A 23,494-nucleotide genomic window follows, 5' to 3' on the forward strand; every position below is an offset into this window, starting at 1 on the left:
CGGGGTCCCACCCGTTCCCATCCCGAACACGGCCGTTAAGCCCGCCAGGCCCATGATAGTGCCTTTGGCGCGAAAGTCGGTTATCGCCGGAATCTTCCACGAACACCCCCGTGACTCATCCGAGTCACGGGGGTGTTTTTTTGCGCCTTGGTGAAGCGGGAGAGGATTCATCACAAAGGCCACAAAGAGGACGAAGATAGTAATCATGATTCGTTTTGATTTTCCTTTTGTGTCTTTGTGGCGAATGCGTCCCGCCTGTCCCCAAATCGAGCTCGTGTCTGGTTCAACCCGTCTCGACTCTGATAGACTGAAATGGATTCTTGAAGGTCTCCCTTGAATGAGGGATGGCGTGTTGATGAAACGATGTGTTCTGGAAGTCACCACGGAAGAGCTGTCGGCCTGGATGGTTGGCCTGGGCTTTCCCGCGTACCATGCGCGCCAGGTGTTTCGATGGGCCTTCCAGCGCCGGGCCGAGGGGTTCGACGCGATGTCGGACCTCCCGAAGGCGTTGCGCCAGCAACTGGACGCCGATTGGGTCGTGTTCGGGACCGAGATCGTTCATCACCACGTCTCGCCGGACGGGACGGACAAGATCCTGCTCGGTTGTCGCGACGGCCGCCGGATCGAATGTGTGCTGATGGCCGAAGATGACCGCCGGACGGTCTGCATCAGCACGCAGGTCGGCTGCGGGATGGGGTGCGTCTTCTGCGCGAGCGGGTTGAAGGGGGTCGAGCGGAACCTGACGCGGAGCGAGATCCTCGAGCAGGTCTTACGTCTGCGGAATCTCCTCCCCGCCGAGGAGTCGATCACGAACCTCGTGGTGATGGGGATGGGGGAGAGCCTCGCGAATCTCGATAACCTGCTCGCGGCCCTCGACCGGGTTTGTGCGAAGGATGGCTTGGGGCTCGGTCAGCGGCGGGTGACGATTTCGACCGTCGGCCTGCCCGAGAAGATCCGGACGTTGGCGTCGAAGGACCGTCAGTATCACCTGGCGGTCTCGCTGCATGCGCCGACGGAGGCCTTGAGGAACGAGCTGGTCCCGATCAATGAAAAGGTCGGGCTGGGCGCCGTGATCGACGCGGCCGACGCCTACTTCCAGAAGACGGGCCGACAGGTTACTTTCGAGTACGTCCTGTTGAGCGGGATCAACGATCGCGTCGAGGAGGCGAGGGCCCTGGGCGCCCTCCTTGAGGCGAGGAAGGCCCATGTGAACTTGATCCCGTACAATCCCGTAGCGGGTTTGCCGTTCGAGAGGCCCACGCCGACGGCGATCCGCCGATTTGTCGAGATTGTCCGATCACGCGGCGTCAGCGTGAGCGTCCGAAAAACCAAGGGGCGCGAGATCGATGCGGCTTGCGGCCAGCTTCGCCGACGGCTTGAGGAGCGCGAGGCGGCGACATCTTCCTGATGGGCCGCCCGATCGCCCCGGCGTCCCTTCCGAGTTTGCGGTCCTTCGCGATCTGAGTCGGGATTGGGGCAGGCTCCCGAGCGGCCCCGGCGTTGGCCACCGTACCGTGCAGCCGACGTGGTCGGCCGAGACCGACGTGGGAGGGACCGGGTGGTGACCAGCGAGACCCTGGAACAACAACTCGAATCCCGCGACCCCGACGTCCGGCTGATGAATCAGGTTCGTGACGACGTCCAGGGGGCGTTCGAGGTGCTGGTGGAGCGTTACCAGCATCGGCTCGTTGGGGTCTTGATCCACCTGGTCGGCCGGGTCGAGGAGGCGGAGGACCTCACCCAGGAAGTCTTCCTGCGGATCTACCGAGCTCGCAAAGGGTACCGTCCCCGCGCCAAGTTCTCCACCTGGCTCTTCACGATCGCCAACAACCTGGCGCTGAACCATTTGCGGGGCAAAGGCCGGAACCCGACCACGGCCCTCGGGACCGAGACGTCGGGCTCGCAGGAGCTCCGCCCGGTCGAGGAACGCGTGCCGTCGCGCGAAGGGACCCCCTCGGCCCAGTTGCGCAAGGTCGAGCTCTCTGACGTGGTCCGCGACGCGCTCAACGTGCTCGGCGAGGACCAGAAGATGGCCGTCCTCCTGAACAAGTTCGAGGACATGAGCTACGCCGAGATCGCCGAGGTGATGGGTCGCTCGGAGGCGGCCGTCAAGTCGCTCCTGGCGAGGGCCCGGAACCACCTGCGCGAGCAGTTGGAGCCGTACTTGAGGACCGGCCAGCGAGGGGTGTGACGACCTTGCGCGAGCCCGGGCTGCTCAGACGCTGGCTGGCCGAAGGCTTCCGGGCGATCGACGCCCTGGTCTTCCCCTGGGAATGCCCGATCTGCGACGTCTCGACGACGGGTTCGCCGTTCTGCGACGACTGCCGCCAGGAGCTCGTGGAGGCGTCCGGGGAGTCGTGTCCTCGTTGTGCCATGCCGCTGGGTCCGTGGTCGGACCGGTCCGGAGGATGTTCGGAATGCCGAGGGCGGCCGCTCGGCTTCGACCAGGCGATTGCGCTCGGGCCTTACGAGGGGCCGATCCGAAACCTTTGCCTTCGCTTGAAGCACGAGACGGATGCCTGGCTCGCCCCCTGGCTCGCGGACGTCCTGATCGAGGCCCGGGCCGAACTTCGAGGACTCCCGGAAGGCTCACTGGTGGTGCCCATCCCGCTCCACTGGCGGAGGCGCTGGGAGCGCGGCTACAACCAGTCCGAGGCGTTGGCGCGGGGCCTGGCGCGTCGGCTTTCGCTCCGGCTCGCGCAACCGCTCCGCCGACCCTTGGCGACCCCTCGCCTGGCGAAGGCCGGCCGCACCGAGCGAGCCCGAGTGATGGGCGACGCCTTCCGAATCCGTCGCGGGGCTTCGCGGACCCTCGAGGGTCGCACGATCCTCCTCGTCGATGATATCCTGACCTCGGGCGCGACCGCGGGCGCGGCGGCCCGAACGTTGAAGCGAGCCGGGGCCGCTCGGGTCGTGGTGGCGGTGATCGCCAGGGCGGAAGGGAAGGTTTGAGGTGGCGTTGACGTCCGAAGGCGAAGCGGGCCTCCCTCGAGGCGCGATCCGGATCGGGACCCGAGGGAGCCAACTGGCCCGTTGGCAGGCGGAGTGGGTCGCCGCGAGGCTCGAGGAACTCCACCCCGGGCTCGTCGTCGAGCTCGTCGAGATCAAGACCCAGGGGGATCGCGACCGGAACTCCCCCCTGGCGGCGATCGGCGGCCTCGGCCTCTTCACCAAGGAGATCCAGCGCGCCCTCGTCGAATCGACGGTCGAGGTCGCCGTCCACAGCCTCAAGGATCTCCCGACCCGAGGTCCCGAAGGGCTAACCCTGGGCGCGGTTCCGTCGCGTGAAGACGTGGCCGATGCCCTGATCGCCCCGGCCCATCGGACCCTCGAGGCGCTCCCCGAGGGGGCCTCCGTCGGCACGGGCTCGCTCAGGCGACGCGCGGAGCTGCTCCACGCCCGCCCCGACCTCCGGGTGGTCGGGATCCGAGGGAACGTCGAGACTCGCCTGAACCAGGCTTTGGACGGGACCCTCGACGCGGTGGTCCTCGCGGAGGCCGGCCTGCGGCGGCTGGGGCTCGACCGGCACGTGACCGAGCGGCTCGGGCCACCGAAATTCCTGCCGGCGGTCGGGCAGGGGGCCCTCGGGATCGAGTGCCGGGCCGACGACGCGGCGACCCTCGCCCTCCTGGCCCCGCTGGACGACCCGTCGACCCGACGCGCCGTGCTTGCCGAGCGCCGGGCCCTCGCCGAGCTCGAAGGGGGGTGCATGATCCCGATGGCCGCCTGGGCACGCGACGTCGACCATGAGTCGACGGGCCCGGAACTCGCGCTCGACGCGGCCGTTTACGACCCCGATGGCCATGCTCGCGTCTTCATCGCGCTCCAAGGTCCGCGCGACAACCCCGAGGAGCTCGGCCGTCGCGTCGCGCAGGCGCTCCGCGATCAAGGGGCCGAACGTCTCCTCGAGCTCGTCCGGCGCCCTTGATCCGAAGCCTCGGAGCTACGGGCACGTCCCGCCCTCGACATCCGCTCGACGAGAGAAGAGATTCGTCGCGCGGAAACGCAATCGCGCCTTGATGGGCGAAACGTGATTCGTATCTCGACGCGAAACGGTCCGCCCGTCAAGGGGCGTGTTGCGGGATGTGATATTCCGCAGTCGGGGCTGTGGGGATCATCCGACGCCACTCGCGGTTGACGTGGTTGATCTCGAACAGGACAAAGAGGACGGCCAACAGGACCGCGAGTGTCGAGACCGCAAAATTGAACATGCGTGTCGCCACGTCGGACGCTCCTTCCTTGGGTCACGTCGTCCTCCGGAATTGCACCTTCCATTCTACCGCCCAAACCGGATCAGGAAAGGGGAGATCCCTGGAAATTTTGATATTGGAAGTGGATGCGTGGAGGAGGGCGTTCGCGGCAGAGAAATTGGAATGACGATATGAAAATGAAGTGAATTGAATAGGCGAATTTTGGTTGTGTTAAAAATGTGGGGGGGGCGTCGCCCAACGGGCCTTCCCAATGCCGTTGGGCGGTGCCGTGCCCTACGAAATTCGGGGCGACCCGGGGGGCCGGCTCCTCATCCGAGGAGCCGGGTGCCTTGGCGGGCTCTCAGGGGCGGCGGCCTGGTTTTGCGGAAGTTGTCAGGAGGATGGCCTCGGATCGGACGACCGGCGTCAGTCCGAGGGGGCTGAGCATTTGGGACAGGGCTTCGCGGAGGGGTAGGCCTCGGGTGGTGCCGGTAACGACCGCGTCGGGGTCGAGTGTGCCGGATTGGCGGCACTCGGGGGCGATCGCGATGGGAACGCCGGTCTTCTCGGTGAGCGTCGCCACGACTTCGGCGAGGGGCGTCCTGCGGAAGTCGACGTCCACGGCCTTCCCAATCGCCTCTTCGAGTTGGCCGGCGACCTTACGTTGCGTGGCCGTCGGTGGTCGGATCGGGTCGTTCGGCCCCTTCGGGAGGATGACGAGGGACGTCTCCCGGGCTTCGTAGGTCAGGCCGAGCGGCTCGAGGACGAGCTCGAGCCAGCTCCGGAGCGTCAGGTTCCCCGTGAGGACGAGGGGGATCGGCGTCGTCTCGGTCGTCCCGACGGCGGCCAGGGCGTCCGGGGCGACCTCGATCTTGATGGCGTCGAATCGGGCGAAGTACCAGATCGTCTCGTCGAGGGGCATCCGGTCGAAGGCGAAGCGAATCTCGTGGTCGAGGGCGCGGAGGACCCGATCCTTCTCGGGGGTTGGCCGGAGCTTCTCGCCGAGGAACCGTTCCAACGGGATGTCGAGCTCGACGACCCTGCCCTCGGGGTCGATCAGATAGACCTCGGGAAAGCCGCGGACCCCGAATCTTGCGATCGTCTCACCGCTCGCGTCCAGCAGGATCGGGAAGGGGAGGGGTTTGCCTTGCCACCAGGCCTTGGCAAGGGGTTCCATCTTGGGGTCGAGCTCTGCGAACGTCCTGGCGGTCGCGTCGTGGAACGTCAGGATCGCGAACTTGTCGCGGAACTCGCGGTACTCCTCGTCGAATTTGATCAGCCGAGGGATGCTGTCGATGACGCAAGGGCCGCACCACGAGGCCCAGAACTCGAGCACGACCCACTTGCCTCGGTAGTCGGCGAGCTTGACCTTGGGGCCGACCCCCCTCGCGTCGGTCACCTTGATGTTGGGCGCCTCCTTGCCGAATTGCGTCGCCATCGGCGTCGGCGTTAGGTCGATCGTCCCCAGGTCGACGTCCGGCGTGTCCGCCTTCAGCGTCAGAGAGCGTTTCGCCGCGCGTCGGAAGTCGGTATACGTTCCGTAGCCCTGGAACTCGTACTGGCCGGGGGGGACCGAGAGGTCGAACGTCGCCGAGCTGGTGCTGTTCATCACCAGGCGGACCGGGGCAGGGACGAGCGACTCGGCGGGTCCGGGGGCCAGCCTGCGGAGGGCGTCCGGGAGCCGGATCGGGGCCGACGCGACGTTCAGATACACGTTGGTCCAGGCGGGGTCGATCCCCATCGCCTTGCAGGAGAACCGGCCGTGGACCCGAATCAGGCCGCCGAGGCGGATCTCCGGAACTTGGCGGACGGCCTTCTCGTCGAGGACGATCATCCCTCCGCGATTGCGGGCTCGGTCGATGGCGAGGATCGGCTGGTAACGCCTGCCGTTGACGTTGGCGGCGAGGGCGAAGCGGCCGTCGCGATCGGTCGTCACGCCGCCGAACGGCCGCATCATCCCCTCGAAAGACCGCCAGTACGTCGAGACCTCGGCGCCGGCGACCGGCCGGCCTTCCTCGTCGACGACGCGGCCGGCGACCTTCGGCGGGGTCGCATCGTCCGCCGGCGTGACCGGGGTAGGGGGCTTGGGGGGATTCGGATCCTTGGTCTTGGCCTCGGCTTTGGCTTGGGCCTTCGCCGGGGGCCGAGCAGGAGCCTGGCCGTCGGCCGGTCCTCGGCCTGTCGCGAGCGAGGCGATGCCGACGGTCGCGAGGCCGACGAGCAGGGCCCGTGCGATACCGGTCTTGATCGTGTCCATGACGAGTCTCCTGAGAACGTATTGGCTCAACAGAAGGGCGTGTGCGGAGGTGCCGGCGACGGTCGACGCGTCTCCCAACGCCAGCCGAGAACCGGCCCTGGCCGTGGCATCCGCCAGCGCCTGGCTCAACGGAGCACTCCGGGCGGGCAGGGCGACCCCCACCCCCTGGGCGATGGCCGCCGGGGCGAATCCCCGGCGGGCGAGCCGGCCTCGGAGCCGGTCCCTCCCCCGCGCCAAGCGGCTCCGGACGGTCCCGACCGGCCAACGGAGCTGGTCCGCGGCCTGCTCGTGGGTCATCCCTTCGAGGTAGCAGAGGACGATCGGCACCCGGAGCCGCTCCGGAAGCCGATCCACCTCCTGGTGGAGCACCGGCGCGAGGTCGTCCCAATCCTCGAGGACGAACGCCCGGTCCTCGCGCCAGGAGGCCTCCCGCTCGTGGGCCTGACGTCGACGAGCGGTCGCCCTGGCGCACGCGGCGACCCGGCAGGCCACCGCGTGGAGCCAGGGGCCGAGCGAGTCCCGGACCCAGAGCGTCCCCGACCGACGCGCCAGGACGAGGAACGTCGCCTGGAAAGCGTCCTCGGCGTCGTGCGCATCGCGGAGCACGTCCCGGCAGACCCGGAGGACCATCGGGCCGTGCCGCTCGACCAGGGCCGCGAACGCGGCCTCGGCCTCGCGCCGGCCCCCTTGGAACCGCTCCAGCAGCGGCCCGTCGGCCAGGGTGCCGACAGCCCCGGATTGGAAGAGGGTCGAGATGTTGGTCGAGAGTTCGGGCTTCGGGTCGTCGTCCACGGGCATCCGGCCTCCCCACGTCCCTGGTCATCTTCCTGTAATGTGGCGAGCAGGGGGGACCAATCCGCCCATTTCGGAAAATCGTTAAAGGGTGGTCTGGTGGTTCGTTCAGGTCCCCGAAATCAGGCCCGATTTGGGGGTGGGGGCGGGGTCGAAAAACGCCAGAAGGCCGCGCGGAGGGGCCGATAAGGATCGCAGGGCGGTTCGGCGGCGACGTCGATCCCTTGGTGGCCCGATCCGAACCGGAGCGGTTCCGAGTGCGGTACGATGACCCCTCCATAACTTCGAGCCCTGCCTCGACTTCCGATTCCCAAACTCCGCGCCGCGCCCATGCGTTGGCGTGGTATTTGGGCTTCGCGGTCCTGGTGGCCCTGACCAGCCTGGCCTTGACTACGGTCTCGGTCTGGATGGTCGCGCCCTACCTCGTCCTGATGTCCTGGATCCTCCTGCCGGCGCGCCCGACTCGCGATCCTTGGCTGGTCCGTCCCTTCCCGGGACCCCGGCCATTCGTATCCGAAGTCGAGGCCAGTGTCGAACCGACCGGGTCCGAGATCGATAACCGATCTCCGACCTCGCCGGCCGAGGAGTCCGACGTCTCGGGCGAGCCGGGCGAGACGGCCCCCGAGCCTTCGCCGGTGAAAACCAAGCGAGGCAAGGGGCGAGGGCGGAAGGCGAAGGCGGTGGTTGTTGAACCTCCCGCGGGAGCGACCTGGATCCGGGTGGGCCCCGGTCAGTTCGTCAGGGCCGACGGCCCGAGTCCGTCGACCGAATCGTCCCCCACGACGTCCGAAGTCGAACCCGTCCCTGAAGCCGTCGACCCGACGCCGTCGGACGACGAGGCCAGGTCGGAGTCCTTCTCTCCCGTCGACCTCGATGCGCCGACATCGTCGAGCGTCGAGGGTGTGCCGGAGCCAGTGATCCCTCTCGCGGAAGACGCCCCGACCCCGTCGGGCCACATCGACCTCGAAGAGATCGCCACGCCCGACCCCCTCGTCGTCCCGGCCTCGTCCGGTCTCGAAGATGTGTTGGAACCGGCGGCCCCGCTCGTCGAAGACGCCCCGACCCCATCGGGCCACGTCGAAGACGAAGGGATCGTCACGCCCGACCTTCTCGAGACCCCGAGCCCGTCGGACTTCGAACCCGACGAAGAGCTGGACTCCGCCGCCGACCTCGACGCCCCGACACGGTCGGACGACGAAGACGGGCCGGAACCTGCCTTCCCCGACGAAATCGTCGACGAGCTCCCCCGGGAGTCCGAAGTCTGCACCGCGGACTTCGACGCCCTTGGGACTTGCGACGAAGGCGACCGGGGCGGGCCGATCCTCGAAGAGCCGACCCCGGAGTGCGACGAGGCTTTGCCTCCGACCACGACGGCGGAAGGCGACGCGGGATCGTCGGAAGAGGACGTCGAACCTTCGACACCCTTCGAGTCGCACCATGAGTACTCCTGTCCGGACGATGCTGGCCGCGAGGAGAGGCCGGCCTTCGACCCGGGAGACGACACGCTCGAGGACGTCGGAGACGCGGAGTTCGCGGCAGAGACCCTTCTCACGACCGAAGGGATGGAAGGCCCGGAGATCGACGGCCCGGTGCTGGCGACGGAGAATAAGGGTATCGCACCCGAAGTCTTCGAAGCCGAACCGATCGCCCCGGTTGATGACCTTGCTCCCGAAGTCGTTGACGAAGTCCAGCCTCGGTTGGAAGTCTCGCCCACCCCGCCGACCCGATCGGCCTCCAATGCGTCCCCCGTCCCCCGGCGACTGGGCCGACTTCGTGTCGCCTCCGCGGCCATTTGGACGCCCGTCGCGGTGCAACCAGGACGGACTCCCCGTCCCGGCCGGAACGCCCGGATCTCTCCTGGCTTTCGGCAACGCTCGCGACGAAGCGTGGGCCGCTACCAGCAGCTCTGTCGCACATTCCCACCCCGATCGCCCCCGGCGCCGAGCGTCAACGCGCCCCGGCCTGGGGGACGGTAAGCCGATCCGATCGAGCTCTTCGACCGGTTTGGCCCCGTCCCCCGAGCCGATTCTTACCACCTCACCGAATGCCCAGGCCTCTCACTCAACCACCCACGTCCTCGGCGTGTTGTCTCCTCCCTCCCCGCCTTCTTTTTTCCGTTCTTCCTGTCGTTTGTTTGAAATGTTTTTATTTGAACAAATTTTTGTGATTTTTGTTTTTTTTAATTGAGCCTGTGCTGAAATTGGATTGGGGCACCCTCCTCTCTTGCTCCCGTGATTGTGGTCGGGTTGCGGGGACCTTGATCCGACTATTCCTCCTCGTCCTTCCGGCAGAGGAAATACAGGCGAGGCAGGCGCCTGCGGACTTCGTCGAAGTCATCGAAGTCCCAATCCTCGCCACGGAGCTCCGCTTTCTCGTTGCGAGCCGGATAGAAGTCGGTGTCCGGTCGGCCTGTGACCGCCATCCATGCTTCGTGCGCGGCATTATAGGTCTCGGCCTCCGCATCGATGCGCGGATCGACCACCTCGGCGAGGCTGTCCGGATCTGCGAGGGCCGCTTCGTATACCTCTCGGCCCATACAGATCAACCAGCAGCGGAAATAGTAGAAGCCATCATCGGAGGCGCCTCCGTTGATGGTGTAGGCCGCACCCCAGAGATCTACGGTGTAAGCCTGGGCTGCCAGACGATCGAAGATATGATTCCATTCGATGATCTCGTCTGGCGGTAGTAATTTCAGCACGTCCACGAGCCGCTGGTCCCACTCGTCGGCCTTGCGCCAGTCGGCCTCGCAGGCTTCGGCGATCATTTCCCAGAATCTCTTCTCGTCCATCGGCAATCTCCATGAACCTCAAGTATCTCCGGCCCACGAAGTAATGGCCGTACGAGGCATTTTGTCCTTGAATCGAATCGTGTGACAAGTGTAGTGTTGGCCCGAGGTTGGACCGAGGGACCTCCTGTCTGGAGAATCAGGGCCATGAGATGGGTGATTCTGACAGCGAGCCTGGGAATTGGACTCGTGGGCGGCGTGCATGGGGCCGAGTTGCGGACGGTCCATGGCCGTGTGCTCGACGGGGATGGGATTCCGGTCGCGGGTGCGGACGTCAGTTACTACTGGACCGCGAACGGGCCTTTCAACGACCCGACCGGAAAGCCTTACGACCTCGACACGGAGGAAGGGTGGAAGGTCTACTCGGCCAACCTCGGGACGATGTCCCCCCTGGGAGACGTCGACCACCCGACGAAGACGGGGAAGGATGGCCGGTTCTCGATCCAGGTCCCGGTAGATCGCCATCACCTTATGGTGATGGATCCCTCGCGGGGACGCGGAGGGTTGACGCTCCTGCCTCCTGGAAAGGGAGCGGCCGACGTCGAGATCCACCTTGGGCCTTTGGTCCAGGCCCGAGGGTCGATCGAAGGCCCCGGACTTGGCGAAAACCCGAGCCATGTGACCGTCCTGGTGAGCCTGCTCGACGATCCCGCCCGACCTCTCGACTTCACGGCCCTCCTCGTCTGCGGGTCGGTCGACGGCCGGTTCGAGTTCTCACTTCCACCGGGCCGTTACCTCATGGAGTCCTACAAGCTGAGCGCCGACTGCAATGAGAAGGCGACCGTCCTGCCAGTCCGTGAGGTCCTCCTGCCGGGCGAGGCCTCGGAAATCAACCTGGGCACCTCGCACCTCGGCCCGTACAAGCCGCACATCCAGGGGCGAATCAGCCGGGCGAAGGCCGCCGGTACCTGGACGGATTACACCCGGCATTACGGCGAGAAACCGCCCCGATGGCACGTCGACGACGCCCGCGGCGTCTCCAAGGACGCGCAAATCGCCGATTACCGGGGGAAGTGGCTCCTGGTCTACTTCTGGGGACTTTCCTGCACACCGTGCCTCAAGGGTGGGATCCCCAAGCTCATCAAGTTTTATGAGGATCATCAAGACCAACGCGATCGATTCGAGATCGTCGCATTCTGCATGGACCCCGAAGGGGAGATGACGTCGCTCGCGGAGCTCGACCGGCGGTTGGAGACCGTCGTCAAGAACGTGTGGGACAAGTCCATGCCCTTCCCTGTCCTGCTCGACTCCAGCTTCACCACGTGGGAGCGTTTCGGTCTGCCGGCCTTCGGCGTCCCGACCCTCGTCGATCCCCAGGGGCATCTGGTCGAGGGGGACGAAACCACCCTCGCGGAGAGGCTCAAATGATCTCATTGAATGAAATCATTGATTTATGTTCGATGATTTGGGGTGGGGCGGTAGGCGTTCGGGTCGCCGCTTTGATACAGGCCCGAAGCGCAAGCGAGTGAATCTTCTTCGATTTCTGGGGGTCCGATTCACTCGCTGACGCTTCGGGCTTGTAAGGAGCCGTTCGGGGAGCCATGTGGGGGGCGTCTCGAGTGTGGTCCGCTCCTACGAAGTGTTCTGCCCGTAGTCGCCTGGTTCGATTACGGCTTCGTGGCGTCCGCCGCCGGCTTTGGGGTGGATGCTGGCTCGGGGAAGAGGCCTTTGGCCCGCACGACGAAGCCATCGGCCTCGGTGCGACGGCGTGTCGTCTGCTTGATCCGGAGCAGCACTTCGTCCCGCTCGGCCTGCTTCTTGGCCACCTCGGCCGAGTGGATGTTGACTTCCTGCTGGTGAAGGTCGACATCTTGTTGGCTGACCACTTTGTCGCGGAGTAGTTTCTCCGCCTGCTTGAAGCTCACCATGGTTTTGGCCAGTTGGGCTTCCGCGGCCTGAACGTCGGCCTTCTTGATCTCGAGCTGGGCGTGGAGCAGCTCGATCTCATCGCGGAGGTCATCGGCGCAGGAGCTCAGCTCGGCCTCGAGGGTCTCGAGTTCGCCGCGTGCCGTCGCGACGCGACTGTATGGGCCTTCGCCCGACCTGAACTGGACTTCGAGCGTCCGGAAGGCCTTTGACGCGGCGTTCAGCTTGGCCCAGAGGATTCGCGCGGAATTGACGCTCGGCCGGTTATACGATTCGGTCGTGCGGCTTGGATCGCGTCCCGTCTCGACCGGAGTCGGGCCGGAGGCGGCCGCGTCGGCCTTGGGGGGTTGGTCGTCCGACTTCGGTGCGGCGACCTTCTCTGGGGCTTGTGAGTACCCCGCCACCGCGACGTACCCCACACCGGCCGTCCCGAGGAGGGCCGCCACCAGACCCGTAGCCATTATCGACATTTTCATGAGGGTCATCTCCCTGAGCACCGTCCCGACCAGGGCGGCGACGCCGGCCGGGACCGTCCCGGTTGCGCCCGCGCCCGCTCCAATCTCGACCGCCATTCCGACCGCCGCGGAGACCAGGGCCGCCGGCACGGCCGCCGAGGACTCGGGCGGGAGGACCGAGGCTGCGAGGATCGCGGCCGACGGGGCCACGCCCCGCTTCAGGAGCCGAGGACGGAGCCGGTCTCGGGCCACGGCCAGGCGGCTCCGCACTGTGCCCACCGGCCAGCCGAGCTGGCTCGCGGCCTGGTCGTGCGTCAGGCCTTCGAAGTAGCAAAGCACCAGGGGGGCGCGGTACTTTTCCGGAAGCCGGCCGACCTCCTCGTGGACGATCGGCGCCGCGTCGAGCGAGACGGCGTCGGCCATCGATCCCTCCGGCTCAGGCTCGGCGATGACTTCTTCCCGATCCCGACGCTGCGCCGTGCGTCTTCGAGCAGAGCGGGCGACCCGGAGCGCGACGCCATAGAGCCAGGGCCCGAGTGACGACCGGTTGCGGATCGCCCCCGCGCGTCGGGCGAGGACGAGGATTGTCGCCTGGAACGCATCGTCGGCGTCGTTCGACTCTCGCAGCACGTCGCGGCAGACGCGCCAGACCATCGGCCCGTGCCTCTCGACCAAGGTCCTGAAGGCCAACTCGGCGGCCGTCCCCCCCGCCGTGAGGAAGCGATCGAGGAGTTCGCCATCCGACCACCCGACGACGGTCCCGGCCTCGAGCAACGTCCGAAGTTCTGGTCCGGCCAGGTTTTTGGTTTCTCTTGGCAAGGGCGATGGTCCCCGTTTCGGCCGCGATTCCTGCATGTAGTGGCGCGAGGATGGCCAGCCAATCTGACTTTTCCGGAAATCGCCCGGCCCGATACCCTGGAGGGAACAAGGATGGGAGAAGGCAAGTCTATCCGCAGATGACGCAGATCGACGCAGATGAAGACATTGGAGATTTTCAATTTTATCCGCGCCCATCTGCGGATAGCTTTGAACCTCAACCCTCCCTTGATGGTGCGTTCGGAGCCAGGCCATGGGTCGGAACTTCGTTGGCGACCTTGCGTGCCGGATGAGAGCGGGTCTCTTTCTGGCGGCTCTCTTGCTCGACATTGGGCCGTCGGCGATCGCCCGGCCGGAGGCGCGGGGGACGCTTTCGGGGACGGTCCTCGACCCCGATGGTGCGCCGATCGAAGGGGCCCGGGTTTGGGTGAACACGACCGACCGGGAGGCGATGGCGGAGGCTCGTACGGACCGGGACGGGCGGTTTCGGCTGGGGCCGCTCCGGCCGGTCTATCGCAACCCGTTCGATCTGCTCGTCGATGCCCCGGGCTTCGCTCGACAGTATCTCGCGCGGGGGAGTTACTCGGTCTACCCGGGGATCGATGCGGATCTCGGCACGATCCAGGTCGAGAAGGGCGGGATCCTCTCGGGCCGGATCTTGGACGCGGACGGAACTCCATATCCCAACGCGCCGATCAGCTGCGAACTCTCGCGGAACATCCTGGGCGAACGTGCCACCTGGGACGGCCCGGCGCTCCTCACTCTGTCGACGGACGCGAGGGGATACTTCCGGACCCCGCCGCTGGCGATCGCGGATGGCTACCTCTTCGTCCACGCCCCCGGTCGGCGCGAAGGGTCCTGGCAACGATCGGTCGAGCCGGGAGTCGTGCGGGTGTTGAAGACGCTCCGCCTCGAGCCTGAAGCGCCCATCCCCGGAGTCGTCCGCGACGAGGAGGGACGGCCGATTGCCGGGGTGACGCTGAGGCTCAATTCTCGATACGTCGAGACCTCGGATGTTGCGGGCAAGTTCACGCTCCACGGCCAAGGGCCCGAGCTCTATGCCTTCCTCGATGGGACGCGCGACGGTTACGTGGATCTCCATTGGCATGTCCAAAAGGGCAACGGCGGCTTTCGCTGGAACGAGTATCGCGGAGGGGACCAGTCGGGCTTCGTCGTCGGGAAGGAGCTCGTCGTCGCCATGGAGCGAACGGCCCGGAAGGATCGCGAGGGCCGGACCTCTGGCCCTTCGCGTCCGAAGGGGAGGCTCACCGGGCGTGTCACGCGCGATGGCCGGCCGGTGGCCGTCGGCTGGTTCGCGTTGTGGAAGGCTTCGGGGTTCACCGGCATCCTTCGGGGCCGTACGGTGGTCGTGCCTCCGGTGGTTTCCGCATGTGGATCGGTTCGCGATGGTGTTTACCATCTTGATGTGCCGTCGGAATCAGACAGCGTGTACGTCGTGGTGGAGGAACCGGGACAGCCGCCCACCGTGCTTGGGCCGGTTGGGATCGGGGGGAAGCTCGAGACGACGCTGGACATCGCCTGCAAGGCGGGGGGTGGGATTCGCGGTCGGGTCACCAACGTGCCGCCGGACTGGGCCGGACACCTGTGGGCCGTGGCGTTCACGGAGACGTCCCTGCGGGCCGAGGCGAAGATCGACGCCGAGGGGCGGTTCTCGTTCGAGAAGCTGGCGCCCGGGGAGTACGGGTTGAAGGTCGGCCACGACGCATTCGAGGATTCCGACGTCCCTCGGGAATTCCCCCCGCTCCCCTTGTGGACCGCCGACCCCTGGACGCGAGCCCGCAAGGTGGTGGTTGCTCCGGGCCGCGAGGTCGAAGACGTCGAGCTGACGTTGCCGAAATGAGCGATCATCGGCGACGCACGCCAGGGTTCGAGGGTTTTCGGGGGAACCCCATCCCGGGGCCGGCGATGCCGGGCTACACTCGACCACCTCTGCGGGGCCTTGGAATGCGTCTCGAACGTCCGGCGACTTGATCCCGATCGCCATCGGCGGCGCGGAGGCCTTCGATGCGCATAGAGGTATAAGGCTGCTCCCGGCCAAAGGAGGCCTGGATGAAGAAGGCCGTCGGGTGGCTCGGCGTCTTCGTATGTCTCGGCTCGGCGAGCGGGGCGCAGACCATCCCGGACCCGGCCTGGCTCCGCAAGGAGCTCGAGGCGTCGTGTCGCGACCATCTCTTCCCGGCGATCGCCGTCGCCGCGGTCGTCGATGGGAAGATCGTCGCGGCCTCGGCGGCGGGATACCGGAAGGCGGGGGATCCGACCGCGGTCGGGCGCAACGACGCGTTCCAGGTATGCTCGGTGGCGATGTCGATGACGGCGACCTATCTCGGGAAGCTGGTCGACGAGAAGAAACTGCGCTGGGATCTCACCGTCGCCGAGATGTTCCCCGAGCTGGTCGATGAGATGCTCCCGGTTTACAGGGATGTGACCGTCGCCCAACTCCTGTCGCACACCGACGGATTGCCTTATCGGCCGACGACGCCCCAGTCGGCCATCGACACGAGGGCCGTGGACCTGTCGGGCCGTCGATTCGAGTACACCCGGGCGGCGCTTCTCGGTCGGCCGGTGGCCGAGCCGGGCACGAAGTTCCTCTACGGCGGCGGGCCGATCCTCGTCGCCAACTACGCCGAGAAGGTGGAAGGCCGGGCTTATGAAGAGCTGATGCATGAACACCTCTTCGGACCGCTCGGCATGAACTCGGCCGGGTTTGGCTGCGGCGCGGCGCCGGGCAAGGTCAACGGGCCCTGGGAGCACGGGGTCAAGTTCGGGGCGCTCCACCCGGTCGCCCCGAGCCTCGTCATGCAGCGGCAGGCGCGGTCGCCGTTGGGGAAGAACGTCGATTGCTCGGTGATCGATCTGGCCCGATTCGTGGCCATGCACCTCGAAGGCACGCGAGGGGTGAGCCGATTTCTCCGCCCCGAGACGTTCGAGAAACTCTACGAGCCGCAGCGCCCGACCAAGAACACTGGGCTCGGCTTCTTCCGGATCTCGCTCGAGAAGGACGGGATCCGTGGCGATGTGCCCACCCATAATGGGGGTAACGGTGTGAGCTGTTCGGTGTTCATGATCTCGCCGGTCGAGAACGTTGCCGCGTGCGTGTTGATGAATCGGGGAGACCCGGTGGCCTGCCGGGTGTGCGATGAATGGTGCCGGAAACTCCTGGTGATGGCGAAGGCCGGCAAGTTTAACGCTATAGATGAGTGAGGACTTGTTTTCGAAACCCGGTTTTTTCTTCAAGGCCGGGTTTCTGTGGGAGTGGCGAGGACGTCCCGCAAAGGGACGGCGGCGATGATTGGATCAGAAACCCGGTTTCTCAGAAGAAACCGGGTTTCGGGAGAGTGGGGGGACGAGCTTTGATGAACCGGATCGGTCGATGGTCCGTATGGGCGTGGATGTGCTCGGCCGTGTTCTTAGGCGCGACGGCGCAAGCCGGGGCGGACGAGGATGGGGACCTTATCGCGTTCCCCGGGGCGGAGGGCTTCGGGAGGCTCGCGAAGGGGGGGCGTGGGGGGGATGTGTATCACGTCACGACGCTCGACGACTCGGGCCCGGGGTCGTTGCGGGAGGGGATCCGGTCGGCCTCGGGGCCCCGGACGATCGTGTTCGACCTCTCGGGGACGATCGAACTGAAGACGCCGCTGAAGGTTGACCGCTCGTATTTGACGATCGCCGGGCAGTCGGCGCCCGGGGACGGGATCTGCCTCAAGGACCAGACCTTCGTCCTCGATAAGGTCAAGCATGTGATCGTCCGTTATCTGCGGATGCGGCTGGGCGACCAGAACAAGCCGAAGCCTTCGGGGCCGGACGGCATCACGACGAACGACGTCGACCACGTGATCTTCGACCACGTCTCGGCGACCTGGGGCATCGACGGCATCCACGACCTGCGCCGAGGGGGGAACTTCACGCTCCAGTGGTCGATCTACGCCGAGGCGCTCGACCAGAGCCTGCACGAGAAGGGGGGGCACGCGATGCTCTCGTCGTACCGGGACCTGACCGGGGGCGTCTCGATCCACCACAACCTGCTCGCCAGCAGCCGGGAGCGGCACCCGACCCTCGGGGGGAGCCCGAGGACCGACCCGCAGGCCATCGCCGACTTCCGCAATAATGTCGTCTACAACCCGAGCGGGGCGACGAACCTGGGCAACTGCCGGATCAACGTCGTCGCCAACGACTACCGGCCCGGCCCCAACGCGACGTCCCGCAAGCCGATCGCGGTGAAGGCCGAGAACCGAGGCGCGACGAAGGCCTTCCTCGCCGGGAACGTCTTCGAGGGGAATGCCGGATTCACGTCGGACAATTTCTCGGCCATCGACGTCGACCTGTGGTCGAAGGGGAATTACCTCCACCTGAGCGTGGCCGAGATCCGCGCCGACGCCGAGTTCGACTGCGGCAAGGCCAAGCCCGCGACGCAGTCGGCGGAGGAGGCGTATGAACTTGTCCTCCGGAACGCCGGCGCCTCGCGTCGTCGGGACGCGGCCGACGCCCGGCTGGTCCAGGGGGTCCGCGACCGGACCCACCGGATGATCAACTCCCAGGAAGAAGTCGGCGGCTGGCCTTCCCTCGCGACCTTGCCCGCCCCCGCGGACTTCGACCGCGACGGGATGCCCGACGCCTGGGAACGAGACCGCCAACTCAATCCCGAAGACCCGGCCGATCGCAACGGCGACCGGGATGGCGACGGATATACCAACCTCGAGGAGTCTCTCAACAGCCTTTGCATTTCGCTCGATAGCGGCACTCCTTCTCACGAGCGGTAGGCGGGGCACTCCTGCCCCGCGAGAATGAGATCGGCCGGGCGTGGGCCGCAGGATCGATCGGTTCGGCCCGAGAACAAGTGGCTTTGTCCGCATGAAGGAGGGGCTACAGGCCGATAGAACTGCGGCCCAACCTCCATAGTAGAGAGCGAGCGAAGCTACGGAAGGCACCAATGGACCCCGTCGGACACATCTTCGCGAGGCGGGGCTGGGCGGTACGGCTCGCCGTGGGCGTCTTCGCGGCCTGCAGCGCCCTGGGCTGCCTGGGGCCGTTCGTGAGCCGGACACCCAAGGGCGAGGCCGAACGCCCCGCGAGGGGGAAGGGGCCGGACCTCTCGGGCGTCGTCAACGTCGACTCGCCCCGATCCCAGCCGGACCCGGATCTGGTGTCGCCGGGCTCGGGCGTCGAGACGTGGGTCGTCCACACCAGGGCCTGCGAGGAGGTTGCGGGGTCGAACCCGTGGCCCTGCCTGACGGTCGGTCGGCTCGATGAACAGGGGGGGCCGCTCCAGGGTGAGACGCCGGAGACCCTGCTCGAGCGGATGGCGGGGCGTCCGATCGTGGTCCTGATCCACGGCAACGGCTACCTGTATCGCGCCGCGATGAAGGAAGCGATCCAGGTCCGGACGCAACTCGAGGCGATCGGCGGGTTCGCGCCGGATTCGTTGTTCATCGTCTTCGACTGGCCGAGCGAGCGACTCAACCGCGACCTCGTGGTGGACCTGAATGAGAAGACCCGTCGTTCTCGCATCACGAGCTATCACCTGGCGCGGTTCCTCCAGGCGGCCCCTCCCGATTCCCGGATTTGCCTGATGGGGCAGAGCGACGGGGGGCGGGTCGTCCTCTCGACGACGCACCTCCTCTCCGGTGCCGAACTCTCCCCGTTCGTCCGCGAGTCGGCCCTGCAACTCGCCAGCGGCCGTCGCGACCTGCGGATCCGCTGCATCACCCTCGACGCGGCCGCCGGCCACGACTGGCTCAACCCCGGCCGGAGGTTCGACCAGACCTTGCCGACCTGCGAGGCGCTACTGAACCTCCCCAATCGGGGCGACTACGCCCTCGCGGTTTACGTCTTCGGGGCCTACACCGGCGTCCAAGGCGCGATCGGCCGAGTCGGCCTGACCCACTTCGACCGGAAGCGGATCGGCCCGTTGATGGAGAAGGTCGAGGAGATCGATCACCATCGCGAGAGCGGCGCCAAGCACACCCTGTTCACCGAAGCCCTCACCTATCCCGAGATCGCCCCCCGGATCGCCGCCTACACCTCCTGGGGAGACATTCGGTCTGGTCGGCTGGCCCAGCAAGGCCATCGTCGGGTCGCGTCCGGGGCTCCTGGTCCGGACGACACTCCCTCCGTCGCTCGGTGAGGGTTGCTCGCCTCGGCCCGAGAGTTGGGGGAACGCTCGGTCAAGGAACTGGGCGGGCTCCCGGACGCTCGAGCCCTTCGAAGACGGTCGCGACCAGGGCGTCGATGTAGGCGTCGGAGAGCCGTACGGCCGTGCCCGCATAGGGGAGGAGCAGGCGGTGGTAGAGCGGGCCGTAGAGGGCGTCGATCACGACGTCCGGGTCGAGGCCGGGGCGGAGCTCACCCCGCTCGAGCCCCTTGCGGACGATCGCCCGCGAGAGCTCCCGGCGCGGGGAGAGCCAGCGGGCGTCGATGGCGGCGCGGAGGGTCTCGTCGGTCTGGGCCAGGCCGATGAGGGGCCGGAAGAGGCGACCGTGGCGGCCTCGGAACGACCGGGCCACGAGCTTCATCGAGGCGGCCAGGCTCTCGCGGGCGGTCGCCCGCTCGACGACCGGGGCGACCCGCGTGACCTCCGCCAACACGGCGTCGACCACGACCGCCCAGACGTTCGGCCAGCGCCGGTAGATCGTCGCCTTGCCCACCCCGGCGCGCGCGGCGACCCCTTCGGCCGTCAGGCCGTCGAACCCGGCCTCCTCCGCGAGCGCCAGCGCGGCCGCCAGGATCTTCGCCGTCGTCTGCTCGTCCCGAGGACGCCCGACCGTCCCCTTCGCACCGGCCTCGTTTTCGCTCGTGTTCATCGGCTCCACTCCAGCCCCTCCCCAATGTAACCGGCGACCCTGCCGCACGCCACCGCGAGGTCGATCGGCTCTTGATCCAATACGATACGGAACGTATCGTATTGGTGTTGGGTGCCGAGGGCCAGGGCGTCGCGGTCTTCGCCGGGCGCCTTCCGACGAGGGCAGGGCCGAAAGGAGGGGATGATGTTTGCCATCACCGGGATCACGGGGCAAGTCGGCGGGCATGTGGCCCGCGCGTTGTTGGCGGCCGGCGAGCGGGTCCGGGCCGTCGTCAGGGACGAGCGGAAGGGGGCTGTGTGGGCGGAGGCGGGGTGCGACGTCGCGGTCGCGGACGTGGGGGATGCGGATGCGCTCGCCGGGGCGTTCCGGGGCACCCGGGGCGTCTTCGTGCTCTTGCCGCCGAACTTCGACCCGTCGCCGGGGTTCCCCGAGTCGCGCCGGATCGCGGCCACGATTCGAGAGGCGCTCGACAGTTCGAGGCCGGGGAGGGTCGTCGTCCTTTCCACCATCGGGGCGCAGGCGGCCGAGGTCAACCTCCTGACGCAACTGGGGCTCATGGAGCAAAGCCTCGGCACCTTGCCGCTCGACTTGACCTTCCTCCGGCCGGCCTGGTTCATGGAGAATGCCTCGTGGGACGTCGCGGCGGCCCGGGATCGAGGCGTACTCGCGAGCTTCCTCCAACCGCTCGAGGTCCCCGTGCCGATGGTCGCCACGGCCGACGTCGGGCGGGTCGCCGCCGGCCTGCTCCGCACGCCTTCGGGCGGGTTGCGGGTCGTCGAGCTGGAAGGCCCCACGCGGGTCTCTCCGGCCGAGGTCGCCGCGACGTTCGCCAACCTCCTCGGACGACCCGTCCGCGCGGAGGCCGTCCCGCGAGAGACCTGGGCCGAGCTCTTCACCTCGCAGGGGATGAAGAACCCGTCGCCGAGGATGCGGATGCTCGACGGCTTCAACGAGGGCTGGATCGCGTTCGAATCCGGGGAGGCCGGGTCGCAGAAGGGCCTCGTGCCGCTCGCCGACGTCCTGAAAGGGTTTGCCGACAAGGTGGTTTCATAATGTGAAGGGATCAAGGGTTCGGCAGGCGCAATGATTGTCCGTGAGTTGATAAGGATGCTGCGTTAATGAATTAAGGGACGTGCTCCGCAGTTACGGCGCCGGTGGATGGGAGGTGTGGCCGCTCCTGTCCCCACACCGACCGGGAGACGAGCCCGGCGATGAGTGCGACGGCGGTTGCGGCCGTAAGATGCAGGGCGATTGCGAAGAGGACGAATCGCCGCAATTCGATGGCGAGGGTGATCGGCCTCCCGAGCACGTATCCCTCGAACAGGTTGCGGGGCCCTTGCCAGGCGGCCTGGTCGATGGCGGAGCCCGCGAGGACGTACGCCCAGCCCGCGAGCTCGAAGCCGAGCCAGAAGGCCCTCGCCGCCCCCCTCCGCGAGAGGACGCGAAAGAGTCCGAATTCGAGCACGAGGATCATCACGGCGAGCCCCGGGTTCGGGATCGTAGGAAACGACTGGCTCACCACCGCCGGCGGAAGCGACGGGTTGAGGAAGCCCAGGTCGAGCGGCAAGGCCGGCCGCAACGCGGCGCAGTCGACGGCGATCAGCGCGACCACGGCCATCGCCCCGATCAGGGAAGGACGCCTGGCGCGGTTGGACTCGTTGGCACGCGACATCTCGGCTCCGTCGGAACGGGCGGTCAACACGCATTTGGGGAATTATGACAGTTGTCGGATGTTGGGGCAAGAGAGTCCTTTCGTCTGGCGAGGACGTTCGTTCCGACACGTTGGGGAATAGGGGGATGGCCGAGTCGAGGGTAGGATGGTTTCGGTTCGCTCGCCAAGGCCTGGCGGCGGGATGGGGCCGACCGGTGGTGTTGCGTATCGGGAGGGAGGGCCTTCGGGATGGCGACCACGGATTCGATGCTGAAGGGCCGCTTTGCGGGAGGATTGCTTGGCCTTGCCGTCGGGGACGCACTTGGGGGCCGGTTCGAGGGGCAGCAGGCGAAGGCGATCAAGGTTCGAGCCGGGACGGTCCGGGGGTTGATCAATTATCCTCGGGATGAGATCTGGTATACCGACGACACGCAGATGGCCATCGGCATCGCCGAAACGCTTGTCGCCGAGGGAGAGATCGTCGATGCGACCCTCATACGGGCGTTCGTCGACAATTACGAGCCGTCTCGCGGGTACGGTCGCGGGGCCCGAGTTGTCCTGGAGGCGATGCGGCAGGGGCGGGACCATCGAACGGTGGCCGAGCAGTATTTCCCCGGCGGTTCGTTCGGCAACGGGGCGGCGATGCGGGTCGCGCCGGTCGGGCTGCTGTTCCGCGACGATTTCCGCGGGCTCTGGGAGCAGGCGCGACTCTCGGCGTTGCCGACTCATGTGCATCCGCTGGGGATCGAGGGGGCTCAACTCTTGGCTTTGGCCGTGGCTCTCAGTTCCCGCGCGGAGCGGTTCGATCGGGCGGCCTTCTTCGAGGGACTCTCGGCGGCCTGCGAGTCGGACGCGTACCGCGAGAAGATCGACGAGGCGAGCCGGGTCGAGACCCCGAAGCAACTCGCCAGGCTCGGGAACGGGATCGAGGCGCACCGATCGGTGCCCACGGCGATCGCCAGCTTCGCCCTCACGCCGGATTCCTTCGAGGAGACGATCGGCCACGTCATCCTCCTCGGGGGAGACACCGACACCCTGGCCGCGATGGCCGGGGCCCTGGCCGGCTCCTACCTCGGGGTCGAACGCATACCGTCGAGGTTGGTCGACCTGCTGGAAGATAGCCCGAAGGGGAAGGGGTACTTGAAGGGATTGTCGGAACAACTCTTCTCGACATATCTCAAGGCTCGGACCTAACCTGCTCATTCTTCCGCGGTCGTCAACGCGAGATCTCGACTTTTTAAAGAATGGTGTTGCAGCGGATTTTGATGGGTAGGGTGTCTTCGTGTCATCAGACCGCCTTAATAATGCTGGCGTGCGCCTTGATCTCTCAATTGCGGCGCACGGGCGAACGAGTCCGGCCGGGGATCACACCGGCCGGACTGGCTGGATTACGAAGAAGGGCCTTCTTGCCCGGGGGATCACCGTCAACCCAGGAGGTCGGCGATCCTCTTCACCTTCTCGGCACCGAGGATGGCGACGAGGGGCTTCAACGCTTCCATGGCGGCGAGCAAGTCAGCCTCCCCTCCGGAGAGGGATTTGGAGGGCGGGGCGAGGAAGCCGTCGAAGGGCCGGCTGCCTCGGATCCTCGAGCCGTTGTGGTGGGCGTCGCCGTTCGTCGGCACCCGGCTCTTGATCTGGGACTTGGTGGCGGAGAAGTGGGGCTTGCTGACCTCGAGTCCGAAGTTCTTGCGGATGAACTCGGTCCCCTCTTCGGGCATGTCGAGCCCTTCGGCGAGGGCGCGCCGGATCGCCTCGGCCTTCGAGATGGCGCTGCCGACGTCGGTCAGTTCTTCCTGTCGCTCCTCACTCTCGACGTGCTTGGTGGCGAGTTTCTTGGCCATGACTGCCTCATAACGAAAATGCA

At 66.8% G+C, this 23,494-nt stretch carries 19 protein-coding genes and 1 rRNA gene; 13 read left to right on the plus strand and 7 right to left on the minus strand.

The window, feature by feature from the left end; genetic code table 11:
- The 5 genes from rrf to hemC form a co-directional block, all read left to right on the plus strand.
- Window positions 1-92, plus strand: a 5S ribosomal RNA gene (gene rrf, locus ACYOEI_RS36315); the annotation flags it as partial.
- A gap of 263 nt (window positions 93-355) precedes the next feature.
- Window positions 356-1,408: a dual-specificity RNA methyltransferase RlmN gene (gene rlmN, locus ACYOEI_RS36320; protein WP_462855246.1), complete on the plus strand. Its 1,053-nt coding sequence runs from the start codon at window positions 356-358 to the stop codon at window positions 1,406-1,408.
- 150 nt (window positions 1,409-1,558) lie between these two features.
- Complete coding sequence (locus ACYOEI_RS36325; RefSeq protein ID WP_462855248.1) at window positions 1,559-2,191, plus strand: RNA polymerase sigma factor; 633 nt, start codon at window positions 1,559-1,561, stop codon at window positions 2,189-2,191.
- A complete protein-coding gene (locus ACYOEI_RS36330) occupies window positions 2,188-2,952 on the plus strand; it encodes a ComF family protein (protein ID WP_462855250.1) in 765 nt (254 codons plus the stop codon). Before ACYOEI_RS36325 ends, ACYOEI_RS36330 begins: the two co-directional genes overlap by 4 nt.
- A gap of 1 nt (window position 2,953) precedes the next feature.
- The gene (gene hemC, locus ACYOEI_RS36335) at window positions 2,954-3,928 is read left to right on the plus strand and encodes a hydroxymethylbilane synthase (RefSeq protein WP_462855252.1); all 975 of its coding nucleotides are present in this window, start codon (window positions 2,954-2,956) and stop codon (window positions 3,926-3,928) included.
- Between the two features lie 136 nt (window positions 3,929-4,064).
- On the opposite strand, the gene ACYOEI_RS36340 is transcribed toward hemC, so the two are convergent.
- Window positions 4,065-4,223, minus strand: coding sequence for a hypothetical protein (locus tag ACYOEI_RS36340; protein ID WP_462855254.1), 159 nt, complete (start codon window positions 4,221-4,223; stop codon window positions 4,065-4,067).
- A gap of 328 nt (window positions 4,224-4,551) precedes the next feature.
- A complete protein-coding gene (locus ACYOEI_RS36345) occupies window positions 4,552-7,245 on the minus strand; it encodes a sigma-70 family RNA polymerase sigma factor (RefSeq protein ID WP_462855255.1) in 2,694 nt (897 codons plus the stop codon).
- Window positions 7,246-7,574: 329 nt separating this feature from the next.
- On the opposite strand from ACYOEI_RS36345, the gene ACYOEI_RS36350 reads away from it, so the two are divergent.
- A complete protein-coding gene (locus tag ACYOEI_RS36350) occupies window positions 7,575-9,215 on the plus strand; it encodes a hypothetical protein (RefSeq protein WP_462855257.1) in 1,641 nt (546 codons plus the stop codon).
- A 290-nt stretch (window positions 9,216-9,505) separates the two neighbouring features.
- Here the strand turns inward: ACYOEI_RS36350 and ACYOEI_RS36355 are convergent, their stop codons facing one another.
- Window positions 9,506-10,027 carry a DUF4240 domain-containing protein gene (locus ACYOEI_RS36355; RefSeq protein ID WP_462855259.1) on the minus strand — a complete coding sequence of 174 codons (522 nt, stop codon included), beginning with the start codon at window positions 10,025-10,027 and terminating at the stop codon, window positions 9,506-9,508.
- A 144-nt stretch (window positions 10,028-10,171) separates the two neighbouring features.
- Here ACYOEI_RS36355 and ACYOEI_RS36360 point away from each other — a divergent pair, with 144 nt between their 5' ends.
- Window positions 10,172-11,392, plus strand: a complete 1,221-nt coding sequence (locus ACYOEI_RS36360) for a TlpA family protein disulfide reductase (protein WP_462855260.1) — start codon at window positions 10,172-10,174, stop codon at window positions 11,390-11,392.
- Window positions 11,393-11,631: 239 nt separating this feature from the next.
- Here ACYOEI_RS36360 and ACYOEI_RS36365 read toward each other — a convergent pair whose 3' ends face one another.
- The gene (locus tag ACYOEI_RS36365; RefSeq protein WP_462855262.1) at window positions 11,632-13,164 is read right to left on the minus strand and encodes an RNA polymerase sigma factor; all 1,533 of its coding nucleotides are present in this window, start codon (window positions 13,162-13,164) and stop codon (window positions 11,632-11,634) included.
- A 250-nt stretch (window positions 13,165-13,414) separates the two neighbouring features.
- Between ACYOEI_RS36365 and ACYOEI_RS36370 the strand changes: the two genes are divergently transcribed.
- The 4 genes from ACYOEI_RS36370 to ACYOEI_RS36385 all read left to right on the plus strand — a co-directional run bounded on the left by ACYOEI_RS36370 (window position 13,415) and on the right by ACYOEI_RS36385 (window position 19,303).
- Complete coding sequence (locus tag ACYOEI_RS36370; RefSeq protein WP_462855264.1) at window positions 13,415-15,022, plus strand: carboxypeptidase-like regulatory domain-containing protein; 1,608 nt, start codon at window positions 13,415-13,417, stop codon at window positions 15,020-15,022.
- Window positions 15,023-15,231: 209 nt separating this feature from the next.
- On the plus strand, window positions 15,232-16,383 hold the full coding sequence (locus ACYOEI_RS36375) for a serine hydrolase domain-containing protein (protein ID WP_462855266.1): 1,152 nt from the start codon (window positions 15,232-15,234) through the stop codon (window positions 16,381-16,383).
- Between the two features lie 152 nt (window positions 16,384-16,535).
- A complete protein-coding gene (locus tag ACYOEI_RS36380; RefSeq protein WP_462855267.1) occupies window positions 16,536-17,939 on the plus strand; it encodes a pectate lyase family protein in 1,404 nt (467 codons plus the stop codon).
- Between the two features lie 170 nt (window positions 17,940-18,109).
- Window positions 18,110-19,303 (plus strand): alpha/beta hydrolase, encoded by a 1,194-nt coding sequence (locus ACYOEI_RS36385; RefSeq protein WP_462855269.1) that lies wholly within the window; start codon window positions 18,110-18,112, stop codon window positions 19,301-19,303.
- Between the two features lie 40 nt (window positions 19,304-19,343).
- Here the strand turns inward: ACYOEI_RS36385 and ACYOEI_RS36390 are convergent, their stop codons facing one another.
- Window positions 19,344-19,979: a TetR/AcrR family transcriptional regulator gene (locus ACYOEI_RS36390; protein ID WP_462855270.1), complete on the minus strand. Its 636-nt coding sequence runs from the start codon at window positions 19,977-19,979 to the stop codon at window positions 19,344-19,346.
- A 183-nt stretch (window positions 19,980-20,162) separates the two neighbouring features.
- Between ACYOEI_RS36390 and ACYOEI_RS36395 the strand changes: the two genes are divergently transcribed.
- On the plus strand, window positions 20,163-21,032 hold the full coding sequence (locus ACYOEI_RS36395) for an NAD(P)H-binding protein (protein WP_462855355.1): 870 nt from the start codon (window positions 20,163-20,165) through the stop codon (window positions 21,030-21,032).
- A 70-nt stretch (window positions 21,033-21,102) separates the two neighbouring features.
- On the opposite strand, the gene ACYOEI_RS36400 is transcribed toward ACYOEI_RS36395, so the two are convergent.
- Window positions 21,103-21,651 carry a hypothetical protein gene (locus tag ACYOEI_RS36400; RefSeq protein ID WP_462855272.1) on the minus strand — a complete coding sequence of 183 codons (549 nt, stop codon included), beginning with the start codon at window positions 21,649-21,651 and terminating at the stop codon, window positions 21,103-21,105.
- 228 nt (window positions 21,652-21,879) lie between these two features.
- Here ACYOEI_RS36400 and ACYOEI_RS36405 point away from each other — a divergent pair, with 228 nt between their 5' ends.
- On the plus strand, window positions 21,880-22,824 hold the full coding sequence (locus ACYOEI_RS36405) for an ADP-ribosylglycohydrolase family protein (protein WP_462855273.1): 945 nt from the start codon (window positions 21,880-21,882) through the stop codon (window positions 22,822-22,824).
- Between the two features lie 230 nt (window positions 22,825-23,054).
- Here ACYOEI_RS36405 and ACYOEI_RS36410 read toward each other — a convergent pair whose 3' ends face one another.
- Window positions 23,055-23,471, minus strand: coding sequence for a hypothetical protein (locus tag ACYOEI_RS36410; RefSeq protein ID WP_462855275.1), 417 nt, complete (start codon window positions 23,469-23,471; stop codon window positions 23,055-23,057).
- Window positions 23,472-23,494 lie beyond the last annotated feature (23 nt).

It is taken from the genome of Singulisphaera rosea (assembly GCF_054877945.1).

Coding starts and splice junctions, on each gene's coding strand:
- ACYOEI_RS36385 (WP_462855269.1), top strand. CDS start 18,110: ATGGACCCCGTCGGACACATCTTCGCGAGGCGGGGCTGGGCGGTACGG.
- ACYOEI_RS36390 (WP_462855270.1), bottom strand. CDS start 19,979: ATGAACACGAGCGAAAACGAGGCCGGTGCGAAGGGGACGGTCGGGCGT.
- ACYOEI_RS36345 (WP_462855255.1), bottom strand. CDS start 7,245: ATGCCCGTGGACGACGACCCGAAGCCCGAACTCTCGACCAACATCTCG.
- rlmN (WP_462855246.1), top strand. CDS start 356: ATGAAACGATGTGTTCTGGAAGTCACCACGGAAGAGCTGTCGGCCTGG.
- ACYOEI_RS36395 (WP_462855355.1), top strand. CDS start 20,163: ATGTTTGCCATCACCGGGATCACGGGGCAAGTCGGCGGGCATGTGGCC.
- ACYOEI_RS36355 (WP_462855259.1), bottom strand. CDS start 10,027: ATGGACGAGAAGAGATTCTGGGAAATGATCGCCGAAGCCTGCGAGGCC.
- ACYOEI_RS36405 (WP_462855273.1), top strand. CDS start 21,880: ATGGCGACCACGGATTCGATGCTGAAGGGCCGCTTTGCGGGAGGATTG.
- ACYOEI_RS36410 (WP_462855275.1), bottom strand. CDS start 23,471: ATGGCCAAGAAACTCGCCACCAAGCACGTCGAGAGTGAGGAGCGACAG.
- ACYOEI_RS36375 (WP_462855266.1), top strand. CDS start 15,232: ATGAAGAAGGCCGTCGGGTGGCTCGGCGTCTTCGTATGTCTCGGCTCG.
- ACYOEI_RS36360 (WP_462855260.1), top strand. CDS start 10,172: ATGAGATGGGTGATTCTGACAGCGAGCCTGGGAATTGGACTCGTGGGC.
- ACYOEI_RS36370 (WP_462855264.1), top strand. CDS start 13,415: ATGGGTCGGAACTTCGTTGGCGACCTTGCGTGCCGGATGAGAGCGGGT.
- ACYOEI_RS36380 (WP_462855267.1), top strand. CDS start 16,536: ATGAACCGGATCGGTCGATGGTCCGTATGGGCGTGGATGTGCTCGGCC.
- ACYOEI_RS36400 (WP_462855272.1), bottom strand. CDS start 21,651: ATGTCGCGTGCCAACGAGTCCAACCGCGCCAGGCGTCCTTCCCTGATC.